This is a genomic window from Ammoniphilus sp. YIM 78166, from assembly GCF_004522215.1.
In the GTDB taxonomy this organism is placed as follows: Bacteria; Bacillota; Bacilli; order Aneurinibacillales; family RAOX-1; genus YIM-78166.
In genome coordinates this window covers 571,653-586,802 of the sequence record NZ_SDLR01000003.1, presented here as the reverse complement: position 1 = coordinate 586,802, position 15,150 = coordinate 571,653, and the positions used below count along the sequence as shown (strand labels likewise).

Below are 15,150 nucleotides of genomic sequence, written 5' to 3'. Positions count from 1 at the left end.
AACCTCTCGTCCCTAGCAATCAAGCTATGGATGAGGGGTTTTTTGTTTTTTAAACATTCAATTAATTTCTTGGAGGTAGTTATGAGTTCATACGATCATCGCCGCATTGAGCAGAAGTGGCAGAAATACTGGGAAGACAACAAGACGTTTAAGCTAATAGAGAACGACGAGCAACCGAAATTCTATGCTTTGGATATGTTTCCTTATCCATCTGGTGCTGGACTGCATGTGGGACATCCGGAAGGCTACACAGCAACAGACATTATCTCTCGTTATAAGCGAATGAGAGGGTTTCAGGTTCTTCATCCTATGGGATGGGATGCGTTCGGGTTGCCGGCTGAGCAGCATGCTTTGGATACGGGAGAGCATCCGCGAGATATCACGTTCAAGAACATCGATAATTTCCGTCGCCAGATTAAATCATTAGGCTTCTCTTACGATTGGGATCGAGAGATTTCTACCACAGATCCTGAATACTATAAATGGACGCAATGGATCTTCCTTCAACTTTATAAACGCGGATTAGCATATGTAGACGAAATCCCTGTAAACTGGTGCCCGGCTCTCGGTACGGTTTTGGCTAATGAAGAGGTCATCGATGGTAAGAGTGAACGCGGAGGACACCCGGTTATCCGTAAGCCGATGAGACAATGGGTGCTTCGCATTACGGAATATGCTGAGCGACTGCTAGAGGATTTAGAAGAGCTAGACTGGTCTGAAAGCATCAAAGATATGCAGCGCAACTGGATCGGAAAGTCCGAAGGGGCTGAACTCGAGTTTGCAATCGACGGGCATGATGGAACCCTTGGGGTATTCACGACTCGTCCGGATACTTTGTTTGGTGCGACTTACTGTGTTGTAGCTCCTGAGCATAAGCTTGTAGGGGAAATTACCACGGCTGAGCAAAAAGCTGCTGTTGAAGCTTACATTGAGCAAGCGGCACGTAAGAGTGATCTGGAAAGAACGGATCTTGCCAAAGATAAAACCGGAGTTTTCACAGGTGCTTATGCCATTAATCCAGTTAACGGAGCTAAGCTTCCTATTTGGGTGGCTGACTATGTGTTAATTAGCTATGGAACTGGAGCGATTATGGCCGTTCCTGGCCATGACCAACGCGACTGGGAATTTGCAAAGAAGTTTGATCTCCCGATTCTCGAAGTTGTTGCAGGTGGGAACGTAGAGGAAGAAGCTTATACGGGAGATGGTCCACACGTCAATTCCGACATCCTCAATGGCTTAAACAATAAAGAAGCGATTTCTCGCATGATTTCTTGGTTAGAGGAAAACAACAAAGGGAAGAAAAAAGTTACCTATCGCCTAAGAGATTGGTTGTTTAGCAGACAGCGTTATTGGGGTGAACCGATTCCAATTCTTCATTTAGAAGATGGGACGATGAAAGCTGTACCGGAAGATCAACTGCCGCTTCTTCTGCCTGACACGGATGCCATCCGTCCATCCGGTACAGGAGAATCTCCTCTTGCGAATATCGAGGATTGGGTAAATACGGTCGATCCTGAAACAGGAATGAAAGCTCGACGTGAAACCAATACGATGCCTCAGTGGGCCGGTAGCTGCTGGTATTATCTGCGTTATATTGATCCACACAATCATGAGGAAATCTGCTCGAAAGAAAAGCAACGGACCTGGCTTCCGGTTGATCTGTATATTGGTGGTGCGGAGCATGCGGTTCTACACTTGCTCTATGCTCGTTTCTGGCACAAGGTCCTCTATGATATCGGTGTGGTGGACACCAAAGAACCATTCTATAAGCTGGTTAACCAAGGAATGATTCTTGGAGAAAACAATGAAAAAATGAGTAAGTCTCGAGGAAACGTTGTTAATCCAGATGATATCGTGCAGGAGTTTGGAGCGGATACCCTTCGTATTTACGAAATGTTTATGGGGCCATTAGAATCATCGAAGCCATGGAATCCGAATGGAGTAGAAGGTTCCCACCGCTTCCTAAGCCGTGTATGGCGCTTATTCATTCAAGATAATGGCGAACTGAATGCTAAGATTGCCGATAAAGAAGGATCCGAGTCCTTCACTCGCACTTTACACAAAACGATCAAGGCTGTCACGAATGATATCGAAGGACTTCGATTCAATACGGCCATTAGTCATCTTATGGTATTCTTGAATGAAGCTAATAAGGAACAGGTGTTACCGAAGAAAGCCATGGAAGACTTTGTTCTCCTGCTTTCCCCGTTGGCTCCTCACATTGCTGAAGAGCTTTGGAGCCGACTAGGTCATACGGAAACGTTAGCCTATGCGCCTTGGCCTGAATTTCAAGAGGCATTGACTATTGATAACGAGGTAGAGATCGTTGTACAGGTGAACGGAAAAATAAAGGATCGGTTGGTTGTGGCTAAGGGAACAGAACAGGATCTAATGAAAGAAAAAGCTCTAGCCCTTGAAGCCGTTCAAGAAGCACTGCAAGACAAGCAAGTTCGTAAATTCATTGTTGTACCTGATCGACTCGTCAATATTGTTGTAGGATAAAGAAAGCGAAAAAACGCTGTCCCTAAAAAAGGACAGCGTTTTTTCATGTGCAGGAAAACTGTCCAACTTTTCCAGACATCATGGAAAGTCTTGTTCCATATACTAGATACACAATATCTACGAGGAGGTGTCACATGGAAAGGTGTTCATGTTGCGGGGCTTCTTATATCTTGCACGGAGGCGTTTGTGACCTTTGCTTTGCAGGGGATGATCCGGACGATTATTTGAATAGTTCCCTTCTTTGTCCACATGATTACGACGATTCCGAGTGACACCATAAACAAGAGGCTGCGCGAAGCAGCCTCTTCATTGTTTGTATGCTGGTTTTAAGAACATTCTTTCCTAATGGTTTTAATCAAGTGACGATCGGCACTGATAAGAAGAATATCGCCTACATGGATCTGAGTATCCCCATGCGGGATAATGGTATCATTTCCGCGAAAAATGCGAATGACCAATGCATCTGCCAAAAAAGACAAATCTTTAATTTGTTTGCCATGAAGGTTTTGGTTCTCGAAACGGACCTCCTGCATGGGTTGATCTGCCTGCAAGAATCGAAAGAGCGAGGGATGTTCAATCAACGCTTGCAATAAGATTCGGTTCGAAGTAAAAGTAGAGAAAGCTTGAATTTCTTGGTCTAATTCATTAGGATGCTCTTCAGAATCAATTCGGCAAATGACGTTCGCCACGTGTTCCTTTTTGGCCCAGTTTGCTAATTCAATGTTCCGTTTTTCATTACTGGTAAAGACGACAACATAATCACTGTCTGCTATTTGGTGCGTGCTGAGCTTATCTGGTGTTAGTTCCTTTACCACTCGCGTTTCAAAAGGATATTGCCTCTCTTGTTCGTTTAGGGTGGGATCAGAGGTAAACATGGTAACCTCATATCCATCCTGGTGCAATTGTTTACCTAAAGCCAAATTAATCGTATTGGCCCCTATTAACGCGATACGCTTAGGAGCTGTCTCTGTCTCTTCTGGTGCAACCTTTTGGAACAGGATGGGGGAAATAATTGTCGAGATCACGGCGCTAAGAATTAAAGCTGCTTGAACCGTAGGTGTCATGATCTCTAAATCGATGCCGATCGCTGTCCCCGCTATGACTAGACTTAAGGTCGAGGGCAATAAAGAACCCGCTGCCAAGGTTTGCTTCACGCTAAACCATCTTCTCCAAATTAAGACGGGGAAAAATTTAGACGCATAAAAGCTAAGTAAGATTAAGGGGATCATGAGTAAAGCCGCCTGATCGGCAAACAGTTCTCGCAGCTCTAACGTAGCACCTACCATAAAGAAAAAGATAGGAATCAAAAACCCAAAACCAAAAGAGGTTAGTTGATGAGTAAACTCTATCTTAGGTGAGACTAGAGAAACCAGCACCCCGGCTAAAAACGCACCTAAAATACTTTCTGCCCCTACTTCTTCAGATAACACAACAAAAAATAAAATTAAGGCAAAAACGCCGCGTGTACCTAACTGAACACTTTCCTTGGAAATCCTCTCGATGATTTTGCCTTTCTTAAACCGAAGCATAAACCGATAAAAGAAAAATACGACTACGAACAAGATAAGGAGCAAGAAAGGTCTTGCCAGATTATCGGCTTGCAAAGCGACGTAAACAGCCAGAAGAATCATGGTGGCAAAATCAGAGATGACCGCCGTCAGTAATATGGACTGGCCGTAAGGCGTATTGGTGATGCCTTTATCCTTTAGGATCGGTACGACAATACTCAAGGATATGGTGGAAATAATAAGCATCATAAAAAGTCCGTCGGTTACAAATCCCATCCATTGGAAGACCATTCCAAATAAAGCTGAGAGGCTCAGGATGAATACAAACGTAATGGAAGAGATTTTTAGAGCATTGGCTTCATCCGATTTCTTTTTTACGTTAAAGGAATCAAAATCTATTTCCAGACCGCTCAGAAACATCAAATAGATAAATCCAAGAGTAGATAGAATGGTTAACCATTCATCATTATCTAGGATGCCAAGCCCGCTTTTTCCTAAGAGGATACCCGCCAGAATTTCAACAACCACGACGGGCAAGAATCGCCATTTTAGCCGATCCAATATTATAGGAATAAGAAAAGCAAGAGTAACAACAATCATTAAGGAAAAGAGTGAATGGTGACCCTCCATTATTTTCCTCCTTCGTAAAGTATCAGTTCTATTTTAGCTACTCTCCAACATTTAGACAACAGAGCACATTTAGGTCTCATGTCCCTTGTATAAGTGTTGTATAATATATGGAGTATCTTTCCTTATCTTTCCCGGAGGGGGAATAATCATGAAGATTGCTGTTCTAGGGGGGACTGGTTTCATTGGAGGCCAGCTTGCGCGACAATATATCCAGCAAGGGCATTCACTTTTCTTATTTACCCGAAATCCTCATAAGTATAACACCGGTAATCCTTTAATAACCTACCTTAAATGGCCGCTGCAGGGTGGAGATACCCCTTTGGCGGTGGATGCTTTGATTAACCTAGCAGGCGAATCGATCAACCAAAGGTGGACTTCTTCGGCTAAAGCCTCTATCCTGAATAGTCGTATTGAAACCACTCGAGAGCTTGCTCAAGAATTGGAAAAGGGAATTCGTACATCCGTCCTTCTGAATGCTTCTGCGGTTGGCTATTATGGACATTCTACCACGGAGATTTTTGATGAAGATGCCATGATTCCTCCTCAAGATTTTCTAGCAGAAGTGGTTCATGCTTGGGAGGAAGAAGTGAAACCGATGGCCCAACAAGGCATTCGTGTAATTCGAGCTCGGTTCGGAGTAGTGCTTGGCCGTGAGGGGGGTGCTTTGCCGAAGATGGTGTTACCCTACAAGCTTTTTGCCGGGGGAAGAGTAGGGAGCGGGAACCAATATCTTTCTTGGATACATATAGACGATGTTGTTGGTTTGATGTTACATTGTATTGAAAAAGATGGCGTACAGGCGGCCGTTAATTTTACCGCGCCTAATCCTGTAACGATGGATCAATTCGGGAAAACCGTAGGTCAGGTGTTACACCGCCCACATTGGCTGCCTACACCCGCTTTCGTTCTTCAACTAGCCCTTGGTGAGATGTCTGATCTGGTCCTAAAGGGGCAGCAAGTCATCCCACACAGGGCATTAGAGACAGGCTATCGGTTTAAATATCCCTTCCTAAAAGAAGCACTTGAGGATTGTTTGTAGAAAAGAACAGGATAGGTGGACATGATGAGTAAAGAATGGTTTGAAAAATCCTTTCAAGAAGATTACTTAAAGATCTATGCACATCGCGATGAAGTAAAAGCTACACAGGAGCTTGAGCAACTGATTCCATTTCTAGACATTCAACCTGGAAAAACCGCCTTGGACTTATGTTGTGGTCAGGGGCGTCACAGTCGCTGGCTTGCCCAGCTTGGACTACGGGTCATTGCCGTGGACTTGTCCGCTGTTCTTTTACAGGAGGCCATAAAGCAATCTTTAAACCTTCCTGTACTGTATATGCGGGCAGATGCCAGAGAAATTCCGTTCCAAGAAGAGGTGGACTATGTATTCAATTTGTTCACAAGTTTCGGCTATTTTGTAGAAGATGAAGAAAATGAAAAAGTACTTAAACAGGCGAGTCAAGCGCTCAAGGCCGGCGGGTACTTCCTTATGGATTATTTAAATCCTGAGTATCTTCGCGCCCATTTGGTACCTTATTCGGAGTCGAAAGGGGAAGACCTTGAGATTTTACAGTATCGAACGGTTAACGAGGAATTTGTTCAAAAGCGAATTGTGATCAAGGAGCAAGGAGAAAGCAGCAGACAGTATGAGGAAAGAGTGAAGCTTTATTCGCTCGAGCAGCTTCAATCTATGCTTATCAAGCAGAACTTTGATATCCTGCACGTGTTTGGCAACTATGATGCCACGCCATACGCGGCTGACCGTTCCCCTCGAATGATCTTTATTTGCAAGAAAAAATAAACCACCCGACACACTGCGGGTGGTTTTTCCTTTAGAAGTGGGTATCCGATTGGATAAAGGTCCCTTCCAAGCGAAGAAACAAAACGTTGAGTTCGCTTATTTTCCCAGATAATTCATTAAGCTCATCCATGATCTCGAAAAACGCTTCGGGGCGGCTCTGCAATTCCTCGTATTTCTTCATATATCGCTTGTCGAACTCTAGTATTTTGGCAGGGATTTTTGACGTAATTCCCTGAGTTCTTTCGTAGAATGCAGCGGTTTCTTCTGAATTCCATTCCTCGAAGGGAACGTAGATCACCGGCATATCAAGCTCTATTCTCCTATCATAAACAAAGTTATATTTCATGGTCATCCCTCCATTATAAGAAAATTATACACGATGTTCGAATGGTTTTGTAGGGGAGGAAAATGTTGAGGCAGCCTAAAAAAGTGGAATTTCTATTGAAATCTTTTTTTAATACGTTATCCTTATAAGGAAAACCAATTTCAATTGTTTGGAGGTTACCGAATGTTAAAGTGGATACGTTCCTTTTCTTTGGAACTTTCCGGAGTGGTTCTGTTAGCTGCAGTTTTGTTATTTTTGCTGAGTCCTAATCCCACAGAAGAACAGGGGCTTCCATTTGAAGTTCCTTCCTCTATATTAAGCTTAAACACCATTTTCCTAAGTATCCTGATTGAGGCGATTCCTTTTGTCCTCATAGGCGTGCTCATCGCAGGGATGATTCAGATCTTTGTAACAGAGGATCATATTCGCAGATGGATGCCAACCAACAAGTACCTTGCGGTACTGATGAGTTGTGTACTAGGGGCTTTATTCCCTGCATGTGAATGCGGCATCGTTCCGATCGTGCGCCGACTGATCGCGAAAGGAGTACCTTTATATGCGGGAATTGGATTTTTGCTAACTGGACCGATCATTAATCCCATTGTTATTTTATCTACATATATGGCCTTTGGGAATGATGCCCAAATGGCGGGCTGGAGAATGTTTCTAGGCTTTGCGGTCGCCCTTGTTATCGCCGCGATTATTGCTCTGGTCTACAAGGGGAACCAAATGAAACATGGACAAGTCCTAGCGATGGTTAGCAACTCCAGCCAGAAGCTGCCATTGGGCCAACGATTTGTCCAGATGCTGCATCACTCGATTGATGAATTTTTTGATATGGGAAAATATCTGATCATGGGAGCCTTTTTAGCTGCTTTTGTTCAAACTTACGTATCCTCTGCAGCTATTCTTCAATTAGGAAGCAGTGTAGTTACCTCGACTCTTGTCATGATGGGGCTAGCCTTCTTGCTATCTCTCTGTTCGGAAGCGGATGCCTTTATCGCGGCCTCGTTCCGTAATATGTTTGCCCCTACCGCGTTGCTCGGTTTCCTCGTGTATGGACCTATGCTGGATTTGAAGAACACATTTATGCTGATCGGTGTTTTTAAAGCACGTTTTGTCTTCGTTCTTATGAGCTTAATAACGGTAACGGTGTTTTGTGCAGTTTTAGCTACACAATTTTGGTTGTAAGGAGGAAGGGTGTTGAATTCACAACAGTTACTTCGCGCTGGAATTTTGCTTGGCTTTGCCTTGTTGATTGGTCAAATGCATTGGACCGGCGAGATTGCCAAATATATTAACATTAAATATTCAGCCATGAGCTTGATCGCTTGTGCACTCTTGTTTCTATTGTTCCTAGCTCAGTTAGGGAGGATACGAAACACTCAGCAAACGCAACATGATCATCACTGTGGTGCAGGTTGTGATCACCATCATCTGCGATGGTCGTTCAAAGGAGGGCTAGCTTATGCTATCCTGTCTATTCCTTTAATCACAGGGTTCCTTCTTCCAGCAAAAACACTTGACGCTGCCATGGCATCCAAAAAAGGTGTCATGATCCAGTCTCCATCTCCCAAAGCAAGTGCTGCTTCAATGGAAGAAGAGCATCCGATACCGGTGTCTCGAGAAGATCAATTGGTGTACCTGGACGATCTTTATGAGGATTCGCTTAATGTACTGATCCAACAACCGGAAATCATTTTTAATGATTTCGACTTTGTAGAGTACGCGGATACCATATCCTTTTATCCTAGGGAGTTTATTGGAAAAACGGTAGAGCTGTCTGGGTTTGTCTATAAAGAAGAGGGAATGGACCCATCCCAGCTTGTGGTCGCAAGGTTTATCATCACCCATTGCTTGGCTGATGCTGGAGTTATTGGTTTTATGGCAGAATGGGAAGATGCAGAAACACTGCAAGAGGATACATGGGTACGCGTGAAGGGGACACTGGATATTACCCAATACGGTGATTTTGAGCTCCCCAAACTCAAAGTAGAGGAATGGGAAATGGTTGGTATGCCTGCTGACCCTTATGTTTATCCCAAGCTTAAGTAAACAAAGAATAAAAAAAGCAGAACTTGGCAAGGCTGGGAATGAAGTAAACCTGAGGGGATGAGTTCATGGAGTTTTGCCCTCTTTATCATGAACAACAGCGGTTTTTCGTGCACCATGTGAACTGTGAAGCTACGGATGAGGACTTAAAAGGGGAAGAAGAGCTCATCGAGAAATTTTGTATGGGCAATCATTCCAAGTGCCTCCGTTATCAAACCTACCAAGACCTAAAGATTGAATATCTGGTCAGAAGGAAGCTCAATGCTGAATTTGGAGCTTAGGTCTTCCTTTCTTTCGAACATTTAACATTCATAACAAGTCCCGTACGACCACATCCTATAATTACACTCCGATAAAGACAGAGCAGGAGTGAAATTAGCGGAAGGTGGTTTTTCATTTGATTAAAACCGGGAAGCATAGCTTACTTGCTCGAGTATTGAGACCGCTAAGTATTGTCAGTTTGTTGACTGTAGGCTTATTGACAGGTTGTGGTGCAGGTGCAGGTGGTGGTGCGGGTGTTAATCAATATGACGGGGTATACAATGTAAATGACTACACTGGAAGGGTAAATCAGTTCCAGGGTGACATGACAGGGCGTACAAACATGACTGGACGAACAAATATGTTCCAAGGTCGTAACTTCGATACCACGGGTCGAGCTGTACCTTTTGTAAACAACCGTGCAAACCGCGTAACGCCGTATACTACTCCAGCGACACCAGGCACTCGTGTAGCTCCTCTACCGCTTGCGCCTAATACTGGTCGTATGGATACTTTGAATAATCGTTTTGGCACTGGATCACCCTACATTTATGACAATAACTATGATGACCGTGTGATCACTCGAGGAACCACAACTCGCCGATAGAGTGGAGGTTAACCCTCCACTTTTTTTCATTCCCATACTCAAGGAGGTACTGAATGAAGCAAAATAACAATAATCAGAACCCTGAGTTAAAGGAAATTGGGACACACATGGCTGGACTTACGAATCAGCACCAAACCCGCAATACCGATACACCAGAGGTCATCAATCCTCCTGTAATCCCTAATCCTGGGCCGTATGACACAAGGACAGGAAACTACCAATAGCATTCAAAATGGCGACCTCAGTGGATGGTCGCCATTTTACTAATGTTGAAAAAATGTCACACTTCAAAAACGGCTCTACCTTGTTAATTCTATACAAAAACGTCATAATGGTTAATGGTAGCGAAATTGACAGAAAAGAGGATTTGACATGAGTTTCAATAATACGTTTGTAAATGCCTGTTTGAAAAAAGATATCGATCATGTTCCCGTATGGTATATGCGTCAAGCCGGACGATATCAGCCGGAATACCGTGAAATCAGAAAAAAATACAGCTTGCTAGAAATTTGCCATATTCCAGAGCTCTGTGCGGAGGTCACCACGTTGCCTGTTCAACAGCTTGGAGTCGATGCCGCTATTTTATTTTCTGACATCATGGTTCCACTCGGGCCAATGGGCGTGAAGTACGATATTATTGAGAAGCGAGGACCTGTCCTTGAAACACCTTACCGCACTGCGGATGATATAAATAGCCTGCGCGCGCTTGAACCGGAACAAGATCTTCCCTATGTGATCGAGACGATTAAAATTCTGGCTCGCGAGCTTAAGGTACCGTTAATTGGCTTTACTGGTGCCCCATTTACTTTAGCAAGCTACATGGTGGAAGGTGGTCCTTCCCGTAACTATATTCGTACAAAACAGTTAATGTACAGCCACCCGGATGTTTGGAACAACCTTATGGACAAGCTTGGACAAATGGTTGTTACCTATCTGTATGCGCAAGTAGAGGCTGGAGCAAAGGCTGTTCAAATTTTTGATAGTTGGGTCGGAGCCCTCTCACCAGCCGATTATATGAAGTATGTCTATCCTACAATGAAGAAAATCTTCGAACAGTTAAAGGATCTGCAAGCTCCTAAGATTTATTTTGGAGTAGGTTCCGGAGAGCTTCTCACATACTGGAGTGATCTTGATACGGATGTTATCGGCTTAGATTGGCGTGTGTCCATTCCAGAAGGACGCAATCGCATAGGAGAGCGCTATGCAGTACAAGGAAACCTAGATCCTACGCTTTTACTTGCTCCTTGGCCTGTGTTAGAGGCGCGTGCGAAGGAGATTATCAATGAAGGGCTGCAAAAGCCAGGCTTCGTTTTTAATTTAGGGCATGGGATTTTCCCTGAAGTACCTGGAGATATGCTCAAGCGTCTCACTGATTTTGTTCATGAATATAGCGCCAGTGTGATTAAGAACAAATAGAGGGGCGGCAAGAATGATGAGCAAACGTACCCTTGGCTTATTGGTGATGTCGTACGGTACACCAGCAAGTCTAGACGAAGTAGAAGCGTATTACACTCATATCCGTCGAGGCAATCCTCCTTCACCGGAGAAGCTGCAGGAATTAAAAGATCGCTATCAAGCGATCGGCGGCGTATCCCCACTCACGGAAATCACGCAAAACCAAGTCAGTGAGCTAGAGCGTTACCTTAATGAAACTTCCGACGAATATACCTTTAAAGCCTATGCTGGGATGAAGCATGTTTATCCCTTTATTGCAGATGCCGTCGCTCAGATGGCTCAAGATGGAATTACCGAGGCGGTCGGTATCGTTCTAGCCCCTCATTATTCGGTGATGAGTATTGGGGCCTATAACAAATATGCAGCGGAAGCCGCTCAGGCACATGGTGTCCAACTTCACCTGGTAGACAGCTACCACCTAGAGCCTAAACTAATCGAAGCCCTTGTTATTCGGGTAAAGGAATGTTTGAGCAAATTTCCACCCGAATTGCAGTCAGATGTAAAGGTGTTATTCACCGCTCACAGCTTACCGGAGAAGATTCTGGAGATGGGAGATCCGTATGCAAAACAGCTTCATGAAACCGCTGAAGCAATCTCCAATCAAGTAGGGGTGACGAACTGGGAGACCGGATGGCAGAGCGCAGGACAGACAGCAGTTCCTTGGCTAGGTCCAGATCTGCTGGATAAAATGCAGCAGTTAAAAGAAGAAGGAGTGACGAATCTGATCATTAGCCCCATAGGATTTGTCAGCGATCACCTAGAAGTACTATACGATATTGATATCGAAGCGCAAGACCTTGCTTCCGAATTAGGAATGCATGTAGAACGGACATCTTCGCTCAATACTGATCCATTATTTATTCAAGCATTAGCTTCCGCTGTTCTCAAACCCCTGCAAGACAAAAAGTAGAGGATGGATCCCTATGAACAGAAAGCAGCATGTCTTGGTTGTAGGCGGGGGCATTACCGGGTTGACTGTAGCCTACTACATACAAAAGCAAATGAAGGAAGAAGAGCTTCCTTTGACTATTACATTAGCTGAAAAAAGTGAACGCTTAGGCGGCAAGATCCAAACCGAACGCCATGACGGATTTGTCATAGAGAAAGGACCTGATTCTTTCTTAGCTCGCAAGCCGGCGATTATTGATTTATCCTTGGAGCTTGGTTTGGAAGAGAAAATGGTGGGGACCAACCCAGCCGCTAAAAAAAACTTTATCCTGCATCGCAATCAACTTCATCTCATGCCGCCTGGATTGATTCTTGGGATCCCTACTCAGATGGCTCCCTTTGTCAAAACCGGATTAATCTCCCCATTAGGCAAAGTAAGAGCAGCCATGGACTTGGTGATACCAGCTCGAAAAGAAGAATCGGACGAGTCCTTAGGGGGGTTTTTGCAACGCCGTTTAGGCAGAGAAGTTGCTGAAAACATTGCAGAGCCCCTTTTGTCAGGAATTTATGCTGGGGATACCCAAGCGTTGAGTCTCAGTGCTACCTTTCCTCAATTTCAGGCAATTGAGAGGAAATACGGAAGTATTATTAAAGGAATGCTATTTAGTCGAAAAGCCGGAGGAGCCGCTCCCTTGCCAAAGCTCAATCTCCCGCCAGCTGTAAAGAATAGTATGTTTCTAAGTTATCAAGGCGGTCTGGAGACGCTTGTAGATTCACTCCAAGAGGCCATGACCGATGTCAACATCCTGACGAATCATGGGGTTAAAAGCATCACCTCTCAAGGAAGGCATTATCAAGTGGAGATGGAAAACGGCAAGCTAATGGAGGTTGATTCGGTTGTGCTGGCTGCTCCTGCTTATGCAGCAATGCATATGCTTCGAGACCTTGAAGAAATCTCAGCCCTGGCTGAAACGAGATATGTATCAGTAGCGAATGTCGTTATGGCTTTTGAACGCAAGGATATTCAGCACCCTCTTGATGCCTCCGGCTTTGTGGTCCCTCATAAGGAAGGGAAGAACATTACGGCAAGTACGTGGACATCCTCAAAATGGCCTTTAACAACACCGGATAACAAAGTTCTCATTCGTTCCTATGTAGGGCACTCAAGGAATCAAACCTTTAAGCAGTATACAGATGAAGAACTTGTAGATCGTGTCAGCAAAGATCTTCGCGATATAATGGGTTTGGATGCCAAACCGATCTTCTCCCGTGTCACCCGTTGGCATGAGTCCATGCCTCAATACCGAGTGGGACATCTAGAACGGCTCCAGAAGGTAAGAAAAGAGCTCAAAATGAAACGGCCAGGGATATTCCTAGCAGGAGCAGGCTATGAGGGTGTAGGCATTCCTGATTGCATTCAGCAAGGAAAAAACGCGGCAAGATGGGCTGTCCAATACCTATCGGCACAAAAAGAAAACGTCACTGTCTAAAGGACAATGACGTTTTTCTACTTTTCACCAATACCTTAATTTCAACAAGATATTCAATCGGTATCTTCTAAATAAAAAATAAATAGACAGGTAAACGAGGAGAGAAGACAGCACGACGTTGACTAAGGTTCCCGTAATGTATTGAATACTTCCCGAAGCAACGCCAACGGTATCATCGATGGCTTCGTAATAATCTACTTCCTCGATATCATTTACCTTGCTTGGCTCACTTAAAATCAGGCTCCCGACCTTGTAGTTTAGAAGAAAGAGAACAGGCCAAATGGGTGCTCCGAGTACTCCTCCTATAACAGCCGCGATGAGATTGACTCCTGTAAGCTTAGCAAGTCCCACGGAAAGCATGGGCCCAAGTCCAAAAGTAGGGAACCAATTGGGAACAAAGCCTAATGTCAGACCCATCGCAATCTGATGAGGTCCAGCCTTTAAGCGAAACAAACGGAGGAGATAGTACTTCAGTCGACGCTTGAGCTTCATACCTTTTTCACCTAACAATCCTTGATGTTTTTTCTTATCGCTTATTATATCAAACAAGAAGGACGTATTTCTATCAAACCAATAGAAAAGTGCCTCAGCCTAAAAGCTGGGCACCAGCTACTCAAAATCAGGAGCTATACGATTGAGGTGAGTGACCATTTCCATACAAGGCTGCATCGAAGAAAACGGGGATCCAATCGGTTGTTCTAAAAGGCAATCATAGGCAATAAAATGTTGCTCGGCTGAAGGCACGACCACAAACCTTTGGTTTGGCTGTAGGCTATAGTCTATCATCGTTACATTCCTCCTATAGTAAACATCATATCCTTTATCTTAGTCATTTTTACAGTGATCTATACTTTGGTATAATGAACCAATGAACACCAAAATGAAAAAAGGGGGAGCCAGAATGGCTAATTGGATTGAGATCAACAGTGTAGAAGAGTGGAAGGAAAAGTGGGCGTCTAGTTCACAGCAGCCTATTCTTGTGTTTAAGCACAGCACAGCTTGTCCCGTGAGTGCCGAGGCTTTGCGAGAGTTTGAACAATACGTAATAGAGGCATCCGAGCAAAAGGTAGGGTTCTTCCTGGTTAAGGTAATCGAGTCTCGACCTGTTTCTAATCAGATAGCAGAGGATAGCCAACTGAAGCATGAATCGCCGCAAGCGATTCTCTTCGAGAATGAGAAGGTAATTTGGAACGCCTCTCATTGGAAAATTACGAAGGAAAGTTTGCAAGAAGCCATCAAGTGAGAAAGAGCTACCCTCGTTAGGTAGCTCTTTTCTATCATTTAATGATTCGATTTTTATTTTTAAAGCTTTGCACTAAGGAATTAATATTTTGATAGCAGTCGACGCATACCTTATTCGTGCGGATTAAGGTTCCGCAGCGTTCGCAAGGATAGTCAAGATGCGGATAGTCCTCTAGCAGGATACGCTTCTTCAGTATAAATTTTGTAATGCGCTTAACCGATAACTGCGTAGCCTCACTTACTTCATAAATAGTAGCCTTCTGATGACTGCGCAGGAACGTCTGACATTTCATAATGTCATTTTCGATTCCCTTTACACAATCAGGGCACATATCAATACGAGTACGAACGTATAATTTCCCGCATTCTGGACAATTGGATAGACTCATAAC

18 protein-coding genes and 1 other annotated feature (1 of these 19 cut by a window edge) are annotated in these 15,150 nt (G+C 44.1%); of the genes, 13 read left to right on the top strand and 5 right to left on the bottom strand.

What is annotated here, in order from left to right; genetic code table 11:
- Positions 1-17, top strand: a binding site (T-box leader) (it extends 193 nt beyond the left edge of the window).
- A 64-nt stretch (positions 18-81) separates the two neighbouring features.
- Both leuS and EIZ58_RS33385 read left to right on the top strand, forming a co-directional pair.
- Positions 82-2,502, top strand: coding sequence for a leucine--tRNA ligase (leuS, locus tag EIZ58_RS14405; RefSeq protein ID WP_167577710.1), 2,421 nt, complete (start codon positions 82-84; stop codon positions 2,500-2,502).
- A gap of 134 nt (positions 2,503-2,636) precedes the next feature.
- Complete coding sequence (locus EIZ58_RS33385) at positions 2,637-2,774, top strand: hypothetical protein (RefSeq protein ID WP_167577709.1); 138 nt, start codon at positions 2,637-2,639, stop codon at positions 2,772-2,774.
- 54 nt (positions 2,775-2,828) lie between these two features.
- Here the strand turns inward: EIZ58_RS33385 and EIZ58_RS14400 are convergent, their stop codons facing one another.
- Positions 2,829-4,610 carry a monovalent cation:proton antiporter family protein gene (locus tag EIZ58_RS14400; RefSeq protein WP_167577708.1) on the bottom strand — a complete coding sequence of 594 codons (1,782 nt, stop codon included), beginning with the start codon at positions 4,608-4,610 and terminating at the stop codon, positions 2,829-2,831.
- A gap of 178 nt (positions 4,611-4,788) precedes the next feature.
- On the opposite strand from EIZ58_RS14400, the gene EIZ58_RS14395 reads away from it, so the two are divergent.
- A complete protein-coding gene (locus EIZ58_RS14395) occupies positions 4,789-5,679 on the top strand; it encodes a TIGR01777 family oxidoreductase (protein ID WP_134701486.1) in 891 nt (296 codons plus the stop codon).
- 24 nt (positions 5,680-5,703) lie between these two features.
- Positions 5,704-6,438: a class I SAM-dependent methyltransferase gene (locus EIZ58_RS14390; protein WP_167577707.1), complete on the top strand. Its 735-nt coding sequence runs from the start codon at positions 5,704-5,706 to the stop codon at positions 6,436-6,438.
- 31 nt (positions 6,439-6,469) lie between these two features.
- On the opposite strand, the gene EIZ58_RS14385 is transcribed toward EIZ58_RS14390, so the two are convergent.
- Entirely contained in the window at positions 6,470-6,784 is a 315-nt protein-coding gene (locus tag EIZ58_RS14385) for a hypothetical protein (RefSeq protein WP_134701484.1), read from the bottom strand.
- A gap of 162 nt (positions 6,785-6,946) precedes the next feature.
- Between EIZ58_RS14385 and EIZ58_RS14380 the strand changes: the two genes are divergently transcribed.
- The 8 genes from EIZ58_RS14380 (at position 6,947) to hemY (ending at position 13,516) form a co-directional block, all read left to right on the top strand.
- Positions 6,947-7,954 carry a permease gene (locus EIZ58_RS14380; RefSeq protein ID WP_134701483.1) on the top strand — a complete coding sequence of 336 codons (1,008 nt, stop codon included), beginning with the start codon at positions 6,947-6,949 and terminating at the stop codon, positions 7,952-7,954.
- Positions 7,955-7,966: 12 nt separating this feature from the next.
- Entirely contained in the window at positions 7,967-8,818 is an 852-nt protein-coding gene (locus tag EIZ58_RS14375; RefSeq protein WP_134701482.1) for a TIGR03943 family putative permease subunit, read from the top strand.
- Positions 8,819-8,883: 65 nt separating this feature from the next.
- On the top strand, positions 8,884-9,096 hold the full coding sequence (locus EIZ58_RS14370) for a hypothetical protein (RefSeq protein WP_134701481.1): 213 nt from the start codon (positions 8,884-8,886) through the stop codon (positions 9,094-9,096).
- Positions 9,097-9,212: 116 nt separating this feature from the next.
- Positions 9,213-9,683 (top strand): hypothetical protein, encoded by a 471-nt coding sequence (locus EIZ58_RS14365; RefSeq protein ID WP_134701480.1) that lies wholly within the window; start codon positions 9,213-9,215, stop codon positions 9,681-9,683.
- A 53-nt stretch (positions 9,684-9,736) separates the two neighbouring features.
- The gene (locus EIZ58_RS33380) at positions 9,737-9,907 is read left to right on the top strand and encodes a hypothetical protein (RefSeq protein ID WP_167577706.1); all 171 of its coding nucleotides are present in this window, start codon (positions 9,737-9,739) and stop codon (positions 9,905-9,907) included.
- 148 nt (positions 9,908-10,055) lie between these two features.
- Positions 10,056-11,099, top strand: a complete 1,044-nt coding sequence (gene hemE / locus EIZ58_RS14360) for a uroporphyrinogen decarboxylase (RefSeq protein WP_134701479.1) — start codon at positions 10,056-10,058, stop codon at positions 11,097-11,099.
- Positions 11,100-11,115: 16 nt separating this feature from the next.
- Positions 11,116-12,048 carry a ferrochelatase gene (gene hemH / locus EIZ58_RS14355; protein ID WP_134701998.1) on the top strand — a complete coding sequence of 311 codons (933 nt, stop codon included), beginning with the start codon at positions 11,116-11,118 and terminating at the stop codon, positions 12,046-12,048.
- A 13-nt stretch (positions 12,049-12,061) separates the two neighbouring features.
- Positions 12,062-13,516 carry a protoporphyrinogen oxidase gene (gene hemY, locus EIZ58_RS14350; protein WP_134701478.1) on the top strand — a complete coding sequence of 485 codons (1,455 nt, stop codon included), beginning with the start codon at positions 12,062-12,064 and terminating at the stop codon, positions 13,514-13,516.
- 24 nt (positions 13,517-13,540) lie between these two features.
- Here hemY and EIZ58_RS14345 read toward each other — a convergent pair whose 3' ends face one another.
- A complete protein-coding gene (locus tag EIZ58_RS14345; protein ID WP_134701477.1) occupies positions 13,541-14,008 on the bottom strand; it encodes a DUF2062 domain-containing protein in 468 nt (155 codons plus the stop codon).
- Positions 14,009-14,125: 117 nt separating this feature from the next.
- Complete coding sequence (locus EIZ58_RS33375) at positions 14,126-14,302, bottom strand: hypothetical protein (protein WP_167577705.1); 177 nt, start codon at positions 14,300-14,302, stop codon at positions 14,126-14,128.
- A 115-nt stretch (positions 14,303-14,417) separates the two neighbouring features.
- Here EIZ58_RS33375 and ytxJ point away from each other — a divergent pair, with 115 nt between their 5' ends.
- The gene (gene ytxJ / locus EIZ58_RS14340; RefSeq protein WP_134701476.1) at positions 14,418-14,759 is read left to right on the top strand and encodes a bacillithiol system redox-active protein YtxJ; all 342 of its coding nucleotides are present in this window, start codon (positions 14,418-14,420) and stop codon (positions 14,757-14,759) included.
- Positions 14,760-14,793: 34 nt separating this feature from the next.
- On the opposite strand, the gene EIZ58_RS14335 is transcribed toward ytxJ, so the two are convergent.
- A complete protein-coding gene (locus EIZ58_RS14335) occupies positions 14,794-15,147 on the bottom strand; it encodes a flagellar protein (RefSeq protein ID WP_134701475.1) in 354 nt (117 codons plus the stop codon).
- Between the last annotated feature and the right edge of the window lie 3 nt (positions 15,148-15,150).

What these genes read in the sequence shown, in the direction of transcription:
- leuS (WP_167577710.1), top strand. Translation starts at nt 82, where the DNA reads ATGAGTTCATACGATCATCGCCGCATTGAGCAGAAGTGGCAGAAATAC.
- EIZ58_RS33385 (WP_167577709.1), top strand. Translation starts at nt 2,637, where the DNA reads ATGGAAAGGTGTTCATGTTGCGGGGCTTCTTATATCTTGCACGGAGGC.
- EIZ58_RS14400 (WP_167577708.1), bottom strand. Translation starts at nt 4,610, where the DNA reads ATGATTGTTGTTACTCTTGCTTTTCTTATTCCTATAATATTGGATCGG.
- EIZ58_RS14395 (WP_134701486.1), top strand. Translation starts at nt 4,789, where the DNA reads ATGAAGATTGCTGTTCTAGGGGGGACTGGTTTCATTGGAGGCCAGCTT.
- EIZ58_RS14390 (WP_167577707.1), top strand. Translation starts at nt 5,704, where the DNA reads ATGAGTAAAGAATGGTTTGAAAAATCCTTTCAAGAAGATTACTTAAAG.
- EIZ58_RS14385 (WP_134701484.1), bottom strand. Translation starts at nt 6,784, where the DNA reads ATGAAATATAACTTTGTTTATGATAGGAGAATAGAGCTTGATATGCCG.
- EIZ58_RS14380 (WP_134701483.1), top strand. Translation starts at nt 6,947, where the DNA reads ATGTTAAAGTGGATACGTTCCTTTTCTTTGGAACTTTCCGGAGTGGTT.
- EIZ58_RS14370 (WP_134701481.1), top strand. Translation starts at nt 8,884, where the DNA reads ATGGAGTTTTGCCCTCTTTATCATGAACAACAGCGGTTTTTCGTGCAC.
- EIZ58_RS33380 (WP_167577706.1), top strand. Translation starts at nt 9,737, where the DNA reads ATGAAGCAAAATAACAATAATCAGAACCCTGAGTTAAAGGAAATTGGG.
- hemE (WP_134701479.1), top strand. Translation starts at nt 10,056, where the DNA reads ATGAGTTTCAATAATACGTTTGTAAATGCCTGTTTGAAAAAAGATATC.
- hemH (WP_134701998.1), top strand. Translation starts at nt 11,116, where the DNA reads ATGAGCAAACGTACCCTTGGCTTATTGGTGATGTCGTACGGTACACCA.
- hemY (WP_134701478.1), top strand. Translation starts at nt 12,062, where the DNA reads ATGAACAGAAAGCAGCATGTCTTGGTTGTAGGCGGGGGCATTACCGGG.
- EIZ58_RS14345 (WP_134701477.1), bottom strand. Translation starts at nt 14,008, where the DNA reads ATGAAGCTCAAGCGTCGACTGAAGTACTATCTCCTCCGTTTGTTTCGC.
- EIZ58_RS33375 (WP_167577705.1), bottom strand. Translation starts at nt 14,302, where the DNA reads ATGATAGACTATAGCCTACAGCCAAACCAAAGGTTTGTGGTCGTGCCT.
- ytxJ (WP_134701476.1), top strand. Translation starts at nt 14,418, where the DNA reads ATGGCTAATTGGATTGAGATCAACAGTGTAGAAGAGTGGAAGGAAAAG.
- EIZ58_RS14335 (WP_134701475.1), bottom strand. Translation starts at nt 15,147, where the DNA reads ATGAGTCTATCCAATTGTCCAGAATGCGGGAAATTATACGTTCGTACT.